Genomic DNA, 11,896 nt, shown 5'->3' with positions numbered 1-11,896 from the left:
GAGATAGTGTACATAGACATAAAGTCTTTGGATACTAAATTCTCGGATTGTGCGACTCACCAGGTTGTGAGGACGAACCGGATGCTGAACCGGATGCTGAACCGGATGCTGAACCGGATGACGAAACGGATGCCGATGCGGCTCGAATCGCCTCGGCCGCCGTCGTGAGCGCGTCGTGATACCGGTGCTGTCGCGGTGCGCCGTATCCGATGACCATGGCGGGACGTCGAGTGTTGTGCCGTTCCGCCGGCAGGTACGTTGCCAGGCCCTCCAGGCGGAGGCCCCTGGCCGAGGCTTCTGCGGAGACCTGTTCTTCGTTGATCCCACTCGGGAGTTCAACGAGGCAGTGCAGTCCGGCGGACAGGCCCGTGACGTGTGCACCTGGGGCGAGCATCCCGATCGCCTCATCCACTGCCTCGCGACGCGCCTTGTACAGCGCACGCAGGCGTCTCAGATGCCTGTCGTAGTGGTGGCTGGTCATGAATTCGGCCAGTGCGAACTGGGTGACTGCGTCGGCGCCGCCGCCGAGGAGCCGGCGTTGCTCGATGAGTCGCGGCAGCAGCCAGTTGGGTGCCACGCCCCAGGCGAGGCCGAGGGCCGGCGCGAGACTCTTACTCGCTGTTCCGGCATAGAGCACGTGTTCGGGCGCTAAAGCCTGAAGCGCGCCGATGCTGCGTCTGTCATAGCGGAACTCGCCGTCATAATCGTCCTCGATGATGAGGCGATGTCCCGTTTCGGCCCAGCGCACGACCTCGACTCTCCGCTGCGGCGAGAGGGGGACGCCGGTCGGAAACTGGTGGGCAGCGGTCAGCAGCACGGCGTCAACCCCGAGAGCCTCGAGGTCGGACACGACAAGTCCGTGCTCGTCGACGGAAACGGGGACGACCTGCAGGCCGGCGGCGGCCAGGATCGCACGGTGCGTTTCGTGGCCATACTCCTCAACGGCGATCGAGTGTGCTCCGCGTGCCACGAGCGCGCGGCCGGTGAGGGCGAGAAGGTCCCCAAATCCACGGGTCACGACAACCGTCTCCGGGCTCACGATGGCTCCCCGCGTCCTGGCGAGGTAGTCGGCCAGAGGGTCGCGAAAAGAGCGCACTCCCTGCACCGGGGGATATCCGAGCTCGTCGGCGGCGACGGAGTTCAGCGCGCGGCGAGAGGCCGTCGCCCATTCCGCGCGCGGGAAGGACGATGCGTCGGGGATGCCGCCGCGCAGATCCAGTTCAGGCACTTTCGCCATGGCAGGCGGCTCAGGCGCGTCAGCGGATGTCGGGCGGGACGTTACCCAGGTGCCAGCACCCACTCGAGACTCCAGCCACCCCTCGGCAACCAGCTGCGCATACACACCGGCGACGCTGTTGCGCGCGATGCCCAGGTCGAGTGCGAGCGTGCGCGTTGCCGGCAGCCGAGTTCCTGCCATGAGTCGCCCGTCGTGGATTGCCGCCCGCAACTCCGTTTCCAATGATCGGACTCTGCCGGTCGATGCGACAGCGATATGGAGGTCCGTGCCCGAAATGGCCCACAATTCGCTCATAGAATCGGACCTTATCACCTGGCCAATCAACTCGTAGTGTCGGGTGCTATGACCACATCAGCAATGTTCGTTCCCATCCTTCAACGCCTGGACTTTGACGCGCTCGCGCCCGCGTTCTCACGCGCCGTCAGTGATCTCGACGATGCCTGCGTGACCGAATTGGATCGCGCAGGCATCGAGCCGTCGCTGCGCGAGCTGGTACGCCTGCGCGCTTCGCAAATCAACGGGTGCGCATACTGCGTCGACATGCACAGCAAGGCAGCAGCGAAGGAAGGCGTGACCCAGCAGCGTCTCCACGCCGTCGTGATCTGGCCTGATTCGGCGCTGTTCACCGCCAGGGAGCGCGCCGCCCTGCAGCTCACCGAGTCGGTCACCCGGCTCTCAGAGACCCACGTTCCCGAACACATTGTTGCCGACGCGCGTGACGTGTTCAGCGCAGAGGAGACCGCCGCTCTCGTGGCCCTCATCCTCACGATCAACCTCTGGAACGGCATCGGCGTCACGACGCGGTGCTGGACTCCCGCTCGCGACGGCGACTGAGCGGCGACTGAGCAGCGACTGAGCACCAGGGTCGGCCGCGCGCACGGCTCCCGTACACTCGTGGCATGGCCCTGTCAGTGCGTGATGATGTCGGTATCGGTATCGGTGTCGGCATCGGAGCCTGGCGGCGCGAGCCGAGCACGGTGATGCGTCAGGCCGCGATGCTGCCGGGGAACACGCCGGAGTCGTTCGTCATCATCGCCGAGTCCGAAGTGCCAGGGGCGCCGATGGAGTGGGAGCCTCACTCGCATCCGATGCACGAGTTGGTGTGGGTGCGCGGCGGTACGCTGACGGCGCGCGTGGATGATCGCATCTTCACCGTCTCTGAGGGGCACGGTCTGTGGTTGCCAGCTGGGCAGGTGCACGCCGGCCGGCTGACGGCGATGGTCGAGTTCTCCGATGCCTTCTTTGCCCCTGATCGCACTCCACTCGCGTTCGACGGTCCGACAGCCATTGCGATGACTCCGCTGCTGGAGTCGTTGCTGACGCATCTGGCCCGCACCGATCTCGACGCGAAGGCGAGAGCGCGAGCCGAATTGGTGGTGTTCGACGTGCTGGAGCCGTCTGAGCGACAGCTCGCACTCCAACTGCCCGGCGACGCCAGGATCGACGCGATTGCTGAGGCACTGCTGGCGGACCCAGCTAACAATCGCACCCTGGAGGAGTGGGCAGAGCTTCTGGGGCAGAGCGACCGCACGATCACGCGTGCGTTCCGCCGCTCCACCGGGCTGTCGTTCGTGCAGTGGCGGCGGGTGCTGCGCGTTCACCAGGCGCTGACACTGCTCGCGAGCGGATGCGATGTGCACGACACCTCCGAAATGCTCGGCTACGCGCAGCCCAGCACGTTCATCGCCGCATTTCGGAGAGTCATGGGCACTACGCCCGGCAATTTCACGGGAGCGCAGGCCCAGCAGCCGGCTCGGCAGCACACGCAGCAGCAGGCGCCCGAGGTGTCCGAAATGCCGTATCACGAGTCCTAAAATCGTGATTGCTGGCCTTGTGACGCGGCCAATATACTAACTAAGGCAAGGCAGTCCTAACTTCGCGCGTGTCGCGTGCGGCCGGGCTCGGATTCAGAGAATCTGGCGGTGTGGCTTGCCCGCTCGGCGTGTGCCACGCCCGTTTCCACTTCCTCACTGTCACCCAGGTTCCCCATGCTCACGACACACGCCCCGGACGCTGATCCGCGCGAATCGCACAGACCTCTGTCGCGGAACGTAGTGCCGGCGACCGCGCTGCGAGGCGAGAAGCTCGTGATGCGGTACGGCAAGGCCGCGGTCGTTCACGGCGTCTCGATAGCGCTCGAGCCCGGACGTGTGACCGCGCTGGTGGGACCGAACGGCAGCGGTAAGTCCACGTTGCTGCGTTCGCTTGCCCGGCTGCATCCGCTTGACACAGGGCACGTGACGCTCGGGGGGAGCCACGGGCAAGACGAGCGTTCGACGTCGTTGCTCACTGCGCGTCAGTTCGCCAGGGAGGTCACCCTGTTCTCGCAGTCACGGCCTGCACCGCAGGGCCTGACGGTGAGCGAGGTCGTTGCACTCGGACGCCATCCGCACCGGCGTGGATTCGCGGGGCTCTCCGCCCACGATCGCCGGGCGATCGACCACGCGATGAGCGCCACCGGGGTGCTGGACATGGCCAGCCGTTCCGTCGGCGAGCTCTCTGGCGGAGAAGTGCAGCGAGTGTGGCTCGCCGCCTGCGTTGCGCAAGAAACCGGCGTCGTGCTGCTGGATGAACCCACGAATCACCTGGATCTGCGGTACCAGATCGAGACGCTCGACCTGGTGCGCGATCTCGCCGAAGAGCACGGCGTCGCGGTCGGGATCGTGCTGCACGACCTCGATCAAGCCGCTCGTGTCGCGGACAGCCTGCTCATGATGGCCTCCGGTCGCATTCACGCCGCGGGGGACCCCATCGACGTCCTCACCGCGAAGAACATCCACGAGGTTTACGACATCCGTGTCGAGGTCAGCGTTGACCACCGCACCAATCGCCTCCGTATCGACCCCGTCGGGCGGCATCCTGCCCGGCGTTCACACGGAGTTTCTGCTCCGTCTCCCAGCACCACTCGAGAGGACCTTTCATGATCCGCGTCCGTACTTTCGCGCCTATCGCTGCGACGCTCGCTATTGCGTCGCTCGCCCTCACGGGCTGCGGCACCACGACCGTTGACGCGGCAAGCGATGGTGTGGCCTCGCCGACGTCGGAGAGCTGCGCCGCAGACACGACGACGACCTCGACGGGCCCGGTCTCCTTCACGGATGGCGTCGGTCGCCAGGTGGAGCTCGACAAGCCAGCGGAGCGCATCGCGGTTCTTGAGTGGCAGCAGATCGAGGATGCACTCACGCTGTGTGTCAGCCCCGTCGCCGTCTCGGACTCTGAGGGGTACAGCACGTATGTGAGCGCGGAGACGATTCCCGACGGCGTGACCGACATTGGCACGCGAGGCGAGCCCGACCTCGACACGCTCTACGCCACGAACCCCGACCTCATCATCGTGGAGGCGTTCAGCGCAGACGATGAGCTCATCACCCAGCTGGAGAAGCGCGGCGTACCCGTGCTCGCCACCCTCGGCGCCGATGGCGCAGACCCCATCGGAAACATGAAGACCGTCTTCCAGATGATCGGCGAGGCGACCGGTCGCACTGAGCGCGCCGACCAGGTGCTGCAGGAGTTCGACGCGTACCTCGCGGACGCGAAGGAACAGGTCGTGGCCGCAGCTCTGCCGACCTCCGAGTTCCTCTTCTTTGACGGCTGGATCGAGGGCGGCAACGTCACCATCCGCCCGTACGGCAAGGGCGCCTTGTTCACCGCGCTCGGCGAAGAGCTCGGGATGATGACGGCCTGGACCGACGAGATTGATGCGGCGTACGGCAGCGGCGGAGTTGACCCGGCATACGGGCTCGGACAGACCGACATTGAAGGACTCACGGCCGTCGGCACTGCGAACCTGTTCTACTCCAACGACGAAGAAGAAGGCAGCTACGTCACCGAACTGGAGAAGAGCCCCATCTGGACGGCACTTCCTGCCGTGCAGGAGGAACGCGCCTATGCATTCCCTGCAGGCGTCTGGGGTGCCGGCGGACCGCTCTCGTGCCAGCAGGCGATCGACGCATACGTCGATGCCCTTCTGAAGGGTTGATCACGCCTGAAGGGTTGAACACGGGGAGTCGCGTCGCATCCGCTGGGCAACCGGTAGATGACATCAGCTTCCGAAAAGGTGCGAGCGGGGCTGCCGTGCTGGCCGTCCTGCTCGTCGCCATCGCCCTGGTCGGGATCTGGCACCTGACGCAGGGCACCTCCGGTGTAGGGCTGGGGGAGCTGCGGCGTCTCTTCGCCGGGGCGACGGAAAACGTGAATGGTGTACCGGTCAGCGACGTGGTGACCGGCTCTCGCCTGCCGCGCCTGCTGGCCGGAATTGGAGTGGGCTTTGCGCTCGGCGTTGCCGGAGCACTGCTGCAGTCCATTACGAGGAACGTCCTCTCCTCGCCTGACACCCTCGCCGTCACGGCAGGGTCGTACTTCGCGCTCACGCTCGTCGCCGCGCTGGGACTCGCTGTGCCGCTGTGGGCATCGAGCGGTGTCGCCTTCGTGGGTGGCGTGGTTGCGGCAGCGCTCGTGCTGGGTCTCGTCGGGCGCGGAGCGGGGAGCGGAACGACGCGGCTGATCTTGGCCGGTTCGGCCACGGCGATGGCGTTGGACGCCGCGACCGCGATGCTGCTCATCCTGTTCAAGGAGAACACGACTGGCCTGTTCGCCTGGGGGAGCGGTTCGCTTGCCCAGCTGAACATTGACGCGTCTGTGCGTGCGGCTCCGGTCATCATCGTCGTACTGTGTGGGGCGCTGCTGCTCTGCCGGCGGCTCGATGTGCTCGGTCTCGGCGACGACGCCGCGTCATCCCTTGGCGTGCCGATCCGCTCGACTCGCATCCTGGCGGTGATCTGCGCCGTCGTGCTCACCAGCATCTCGGTGACACTGGCCGGGCCGATCGCCTTCGTCGGGCTCGGCGCGCCCGTGCTGGCCCGCCTGATCGCCACTCGGGTTCGTGCGCTTCACCGGCACTTGTTGTTCGTCCCCGTTTCCGGGTTGCTTGGCGCGCTGCTGATTTTGCTCGCAGACGCCACACTGCGTGCGATCCTCGGCGCGGAGGGAGCCGCCTCGATTCCCACGGGTGTGCCAACCGCCTTGCTTGGGGCGGTGGTGATCGTCATCCTGGCGCGACGCATCCGTGATTCTGGACCGATCAAACAGCCGCCGCAGGCGCGGGTCGGCATCCATTCGCGTCGCCGGTTCCTCATTGCCCTGGCCCTCGCTGCCGCACTGCTGCTCGTCGCGATCGTGGTCGGCTTGCTGGCGGGGAGCCTCTGGCTGCGCACAGGCGACATCGGGCTCTGGTTGCAGGGCGCCGCTCCCGACCTGATCGGTAGGGCGCTTGACGAGCGCACCCCGCGTGTCGCCGCAGCCGTGCTCGCCGGTGCTGCACTTGCGCTGGCTGGATGCGTCGTGCAGGGCACTGTGCGGAACCCTTTGGCCGAACCGGGAGTGCTCGGAATCTCAGCCGGCGCCGGTCTCGGGGCGGTGAGCGTCGTGACGTCCATGGGCGGCGGGCGCCCACTGCTCATCATCATGGCGGTTGTGATGGGCCTGGCCACCTTCGCACTGATCGCCCTGCTCGCGTGGCGGGGTGGTCTCCTACCCGACCGGTTCGTGCTCATCGGCATCGGCTGCGGATACGGCCTGAGCGCCCTCACGACCTTCCTGTTGCTCCGCGCCGACCCGTGGAACACGCCGCGCATTCTGACGTGGCTCTCCGGCACGACCTATGGGCGCACCCTTCCCGATGTGCTGCCGGTGGCAGTGGCCATGGTCATCGCTGTTCCGCTGCTGCTCGGGATGCGCCGCCAGCTGGACCTGCTCGCCATCGACGAGGACACCCCACGCATCCTCGGCGTGCGCCTTGAACGGACGCGTCTCACCCTGCTCGGGATCGCAGCGGTGCTCGCGGCGCTCAGCGTTGTCGCGATCGGTGCTGTCGGTTTCGTCGGCCTCGTCGCCCCGCACCTGGCCCGTGCCATGGTTGGCGCCAGACACGGCCGGCTCATCCCACTCTCGATGCTGCTCGGCGCGCTCCTGGTGTGCGTCGCGGACACGCTCGGCCGCACGCTCATCGCGCCGGCCCAGATTCCGGCCGGGCTGATGATCGCCCTGATTGGCGCGCCGTACTTCGTCTGGTTGCTTCGCCGGGCTCGCGAATAGGCGCACGAGACGAGCGTTACGCCAGGAACTCCCTGATGAGGGTGCTGACCAGTTCTGGTCGCTCTGCGATCAGGTTGTGCGTCGTTCCCGGCACGATGCACAACTGCGCGCCGGGAATGGATGCGGCGATGAGCAGGCTGTGGTCTGGCCGGATCGTGTCGCGGTCTCCCGACATCACGAGGGTGCGCGCCGTGATTTTCGCGAGGTCGGCCGGGTCGATGCTGGGTTCTGTCGTCCAGAGCCTGAACAGCTTGTCGAGCACGACGTCGGCGTGCTCAGGGCCGTCGGGAGACAGAGCCTCGTAGTGCATCCGCTCGACATCCGGCTTCGGTTCAGCGGATGCCGCGGCCGGCGCGATCGCGTCGAGGACAGGACCGTGGTCGCCCTCGGACTGCGTGAATGCCGACGGATCGAGATTCGCGCTGATGGCGACCAACGAACGGACGCGGTGCGGGTGTTCCAGCGCGAGCAGCAGGCCGATGATGGCGCCGTCGCTGTAGCCGATCACGTTGGCTGATTCGATGCCGTTGGCGTCGAGGTAGGCGAGGGTGTCTGCGACGCCGCGTTCGTAGTTGAACTCGGCATCGACATCCGCTGATCGGCCGTGGCCTGGGCGCTCGAAGGCGAACACCTCGTAGTGGGGGACGAGGACATCTGACTGCGCCCGCAAGTGCTCCACAGAGCAGAAGCCACCGTGCAGCAGGACGACGGGATCGCCTGTGCCATCGACCTCTGAGTACAGGTCAACGTCGTTGATCCGCAGGTATGTCATCCGCTCCACCCATTCCGTGGGGCCGCCCACAGCAGCCGCAACGGGAACACAGCTTATCGTCGTGCGTCCTGCGGGGCCGACTACTCGACGATGCGGAGGGCGTGGTCGGTGTTGTTGAGTCGCACACCACCGTTGTCGGTGACCGTTACGATGTCCTCGATGCGAACTCCGAAGCGCCCGGCGAGGTAGATTCCCGGTTCAATCGAGAAGCACATCCCCGGTCGGAGCAGCTGCTCCTCACCCTCGACCATGTATGGCGGCTCGTGGGTCGTCATACCGATTCCGTGGCCGGTGCGATGGATGAACTTCTCGCCGTACCCCGCCTCGGTGATCACAGCTCTGGCCACCCGGTCGATCTCCTGGCACTGCACTCCCGGAGCGACAGCCTCGAATGCCGCCTGCTGTGCACGTCTGACGACCTCATGGACCTCCTGCGCCTCGGCCGACGGCTCGCCGACGCACACTGTGCGGGTCGTGTCAGACCCGTAGCCATTCATCAGGCCGCCGAAGTCCAGCACGACCACGTCTCCTTGCTCAATCACCCGATCGCCCGCTTCGTGATGCGGGCTGGCACCGTTGGGGCCAGAGCCAACGATGGTGAAATCGACCTGCTCATGCCCGAACTCCCGCAAGAGCCTGGCCAGGTCTGCCGCCACCTCCGTCTCGCGCCGACCGGCGAACCGCACGTGTACGATCTCGCCGTATGTCGCGTCCGCAGCGGCGCCCGCCATGGCGAGGCGTTCGAGCTCGTTGGAGTCCTTGACCGCTCGCATCATCGGGAGGCTGTGCCCCAAAGCCTCGAAGAGGGTGCCGGGCAGCGCCGTCTGCAGGCCGAGCAGATGCATCGCCCACGCAGAGTCGGAGATCCCGAATCGCCCGTCCGGCTGCAGCAAGCGACGAGCCGCCTCATAGGGGTCTGTCCCATCGACCCAGTCGATGACCTGCACGCCGGTTGCTCCTTCGGCGGCTTCGGCATCGGGTCTCTCCAACACGGGCACAAGCAGCGTCGGGCGCGCGTTGGGAGCGAGGGCCAACATGGTCAGCCTCTCGGTGATGGCTGGGGGTTGGTAGCCGGTGAGCCACAACAGGTCGGGCCCAGGCGTCACGATGACGCCGTCAAGTCCCGCTTCACGCGCATCATCAACCAGCCGAGCCATCCGGTTTGCGTAATCGTCGCTGGTGAACGGGATGGGTTCCCATCGTGGCTTCATCGCGTGCCTCCTTGTGCTTATGACCTCTGTGCTGTTTACCTCTGTGCCGTTGACCTTTGTGCTGTTATCCCTCACGATCACACTGAGCCCGAGTTCAGGGAAGGAGAACAGATATGAGCTCCATTGTGGTGCAAATGTTCATGACACTCGACGGCGTCGCTCAGGCACCTGGCGGTTCGGAGGAAGACTTCGAACACGGCGGCTGGCAGGACAGGTACGTCGATGCAGGTGCCGAAGGCGACAACATCATCGCGGAATGGGAGAGCAAGACAGAGGCGTTGCTGCTCGGTCGTAAGACCTACGAGATCTGGGCCGGCGCCTGGGGAGTGTGGCCTGAGGACGCCGATGGCCTGACTGGGGAGTTGACCAGGAGATATAACCGCATCCCCAAATACGTCGCGTCACGCACGCTCACCGAGGTGGGCTGGCAGAACACGCACCTTCTCGGTCCCGACGTTCCGGCCGCCGTGGCGAAGTTGCGTGCCGAACCTGGCGGCGAGATCCGGGTGTGGGGGAGCACAGAGCTGATCAAAACGCTGGCCGAGCACGACCTGATCGACGAGTACCGTCTCGTCATCTACCCGATCGTGCTTGGCACCGGAAAGAAGCTGTTCTCCGACGGGTTCCCGCTCACCACGCTCGCCCTCGTCGAGAGCCGTGCGCTGGCCGCTGGCGTACTGGTCAATACCTATCGGCGTGTGGCAGCCAGCTGACACGGGGACGCCATCCCCAGTCAGTGAGGGCGACGCGTCAGTGAGGGTTGCGCAAGCCGCGGCCACCAGCGATTGCACAGGGAACAGCAGCGGCGAAGAGAAGTACTCCCACAAAACGGAGAGCTAGCACTTCTGCAAACATAAACAGCGAGAATCCCGCGACCCACAACACGACGGCGACGACCAGAAGCAGGATAGGTCGCAGACGTTTGGGCACCTAGCTGACCCTGCTCGCACCCAGCGGCATGGCATTGTCTGCGGGTCGGTAACCTGACCGCTGGGCAACGACGCGCGTGACAACCGCCGCGGCGAGCACGACAACGGCCGCCAATGCCGCGCTGATGCCGACGAGTTGTGATTCCGGCTCTCCGCTGAGTCGGGCGACGGCGAGCCAGCCCAGCCCCCAGGCCAACGCGATTGCCGGGGTGAGTCGCCCACGGCTCGCGATTGCCGTTGCAATACCGATGGCCGCGGCAACGATGACGACGATCACGCCCCATGCGTCTGGCTGGATGCCCCATCCGGTAAAGTCGAGCTCTGTCAGCCACGCCGTCACGTTCGCGGCGGTGGCGATCGTCACCCAGCCCAAGTACAAGCCGACGGTTCCATCGAGGATGATGGCCTCCGCGATGCCAGCTGCTCTGGACGTGACGCCCCGCGGTGTTCCCTGCAGCAGGGCGAATGTGGTTCCGAGGACCGCAAGCAAAACGATGATCGTCAGGACAGATAGCCCAACCCGGCCGAGTTGCACGCTCCCGATCCACGCCGCATTGAGCAGCATGGACAGGGCGATGAGGTACCCGACCTTGCGATGAACCTCGCGTGCTGCCTGGCCGGGGAACAGCTGCCACACGGCATAGGCAAGCAGCCCGAGATAGATCACCGACCAGATACTGAACGCTGGGCCAGCCGGTGCTATCAGGGTGGCGTCGGCCGCGAGTGCGCCACCCGCGGCATCCTGAATCGGTGTGCCTCCGAAGGCCCCAGAGCCGAACGTTGCGCCCGCGATCGCCAGCAACGCGAGAACGAAGACGATGGCTTGCCTGACTCGGTCAGTGGTCTGGGGCGAGGTAGTCATGGTGTCACGATACGGGAGCTGCGCTCGCGAGAACAGGCTCGCTTCCTACGCCCGCTGTCGCTTCACCATTTCGGTGATCCAGATGGGCGCGAACGGCGAGGTGCAGTTCGGGGGAGTCGGATAGTCCTTGAGCACCTCAAGGCGCTCGCCGATGTCGATGGCACGAGCGCGGCACTCTGCGTGCTCGATGCCGATCTGAGCCAGGCAATGGTTCATTGCCCACTGCAGGCGATCAGGGGCATCCGTCATCTCTGCTTCGATGGTGTCGAGCAGGCCTGGGAGATCGAGGCCTTCTGGCCGTTTCGCCACTCGTTCGGTGGTCAGCGCCCAGCCGGCGCTCGCGACCACGGGGTCTGGGTCGGCTAACCAGGCAAGGCGCAGCTCTTCAGCATGCGGATTCTTCTTCACCACGTAATTCACGAGCCAGTCCTGCACCTTGGGAGTGCGCGCCTGACGCAACATGGCGTCCAACTCACCCTGCTCGAATGCCTGCGGGCGGCAGATGAGAATCGCCAGCAGCCGCGCCGCGGTGTCGCCGGTGTCCCACAGCTCGCGCGCAAGCTCCTGCTGGGTCTTCAGCCGCTTGGCCACCGCGCGGAGCTTGCTGAGGTTCACTCCGTGGTCGTCACCGTGATTCGCGTTCACCTCGCGGGAGCGCGGGTCTTCAAGCGCGGCCAGTTCGGCCATCACCTCGGCCACCGTCAGCTGGGCCGCTGTCGTTCCATTCACCGTTGTCTCGTTCATCGTCGTCTGGGTCACCTCAGTCTCCGGCTCGTCGCGTGTCGGTTTCAG

General features: G+C 65.7%; 11 protein-coding genes. 6 read left to right on the top strand and 5 right to left on the bottom strand.

The genetic code is table 11. The features are described from left to right. Nucleotides 1–34: 34 nt before the first annotated feature. Nucleotides 35–1,531 carry a MocR-like pyridoxine biosynthesis transcription factor PdxR gene (pdxR, locus tag AC25Z0_RS07635; RefSeq protein ID WP_488132779.1) on the bottom strand — a complete coding sequence of 499 codons (1,497 nt, stop codon included), beginning with the start codon at nucleotides 1,529–1,531 and terminating at the stop codon, nucleotides 35–37. A 48-nt stretch (nucleotides 1,532–1,579) separates the two neighbouring features. On the opposite strand from pdxR, the gene AC25Z0_RS07630 reads away from it, so the two are divergent. The 5 genes from AC25Z0_RS07630 (at nucleotide 1,580) to AC25Z0_RS07610 (ending at nucleotide 7,330) form a co-directional block, all read left to right on the top strand. Further along, on the top strand, nucleotides 1,580–2,071 hold the full coding sequence (locus tag AC25Z0_RS07630; protein WP_488121374.1) for a carboxymuconolactone decarboxylase family protein: 492 nt from the start codon (nucleotides 1,580–1,582) through the stop codon (nucleotides 2,069–2,071). Between the two features lie 65 nt (nucleotides 2,072–2,136). Beyond that, nucleotides 2,137–3,051 (top strand): helix-turn-helix domain-containing protein, encoded by a 915-nt coding sequence (locus tag AC25Z0_RS07625; RefSeq protein WP_488132778.1) that lies wholly within the window; start codon nucleotides 2,137–2,139, stop codon nucleotides 3,049–3,051. A 276-nt stretch (nucleotides 3,052–3,327) separates the two neighbouring features. Further along, nucleotides 3,328–4,161, top strand: coding sequence for an ABC transporter ATP-binding protein (locus tag AC25Z0_RS07620; RefSeq protein ID WP_488133124.1), 834 nt, complete (start codon nucleotides 3,328–3,330; stop codon nucleotides 4,159–4,161). Then, nucleotides 4,158–5,216: an iron-siderophore ABC transporter substrate-binding protein gene (locus AC25Z0_RS07615; RefSeq protein ID WP_488132777.1), complete on the top strand. Its 1,059-nt coding sequence runs from the start codon at nucleotides 4,158–4,160 to the stop codon at nucleotides 5,214–5,216. The genes AC25Z0_RS07620 and AC25Z0_RS07615 overlap by 4 nt, the downstream gene beginning before the upstream one ends. Then, nucleotides 5,213–7,330 (top strand): iron ABC transporter permease, encoded by a 2,118-nt coding sequence (locus AC25Z0_RS07610; protein WP_488132776.1) that lies wholly within the window; start codon nucleotides 5,213–5,215, stop codon nucleotides 7,328–7,330. Before AC25Z0_RS07615 ends, AC25Z0_RS07610 begins: the two co-directional genes overlap by 4 nt. Nucleotides 7,331–7,346: 16 nt before the next feature. Here AC25Z0_RS07610 and AC25Z0_RS07605 read toward each other — a convergent pair whose 3' ends face one another. Both AC25Z0_RS07605 and AC25Z0_RS07600 read right to left on the bottom strand, forming a co-directional pair. Continuing rightward, on the bottom strand, nucleotides 7,347–8,102 hold the full coding sequence (locus tag AC25Z0_RS07605; protein ID WP_488132775.1) for an alpha/beta fold hydrolase: 756 nt from the start codon (nucleotides 8,100–8,102) through the stop codon (nucleotides 7,347–7,349). Nucleotides 8,103–8,182: 80 nt separating this feature from the next. Further along, the gene (locus AC25Z0_RS07600) at nucleotides 8,183–9,313 is read right to left on the bottom strand and encodes an aminopeptidase P family protein (RefSeq protein ID WP_488132774.1); all 1,131 of its coding nucleotides are present in this window, start codon (nucleotides 9,311–9,313) and stop codon (nucleotides 8,183–8,185) included. Nucleotides 9,314–9,426: 113 nt separating this feature from the next. On the opposite strand from AC25Z0_RS07600, the gene AC25Z0_RS07595 reads away from it, so the two are divergent. Continuing rightward, nucleotides 9,427–10,026, top strand: a complete 600-nt coding sequence (locus AC25Z0_RS07595) for a dihydrofolate reductase family protein (protein ID WP_488132773.1) — start codon at nucleotides 9,427–9,429, stop codon at nucleotides 10,024–10,026. A gap of 217 nt (nucleotides 10,027–10,243) precedes the next feature. Here AC25Z0_RS07595 and AC25Z0_RS07590 read toward each other — a convergent pair whose 3' ends face one another. Next, nucleotides 10,244–11,104, bottom strand: coding sequence for a TspO/MBR family protein (locus tag AC25Z0_RS07590; protein WP_488132772.1), 861 nt, complete (start codon nucleotides 11,102–11,104; stop codon nucleotides 10,244–10,246). Between the two features lie 45 nt (nucleotides 11,105–11,149). Beyond that, nucleotides 11,150–11,848, bottom strand: a complete 699-nt coding sequence (locus tag AC25Z0_RS07585; protein ID WP_488133123.1) for a DNA alkylation repair protein — start codon at nucleotides 11,846–11,848, stop codon at nucleotides 11,150–11,152. Between the last annotated feature and the right edge of the window lie 48 nt (nucleotides 11,849–11,896).

The organism is Leifsonia sp. Y862 (genome assembly GCF_057669585.1).
This window is presented reverse-complemented; position numbering and strand designations above follow the sequence as displayed.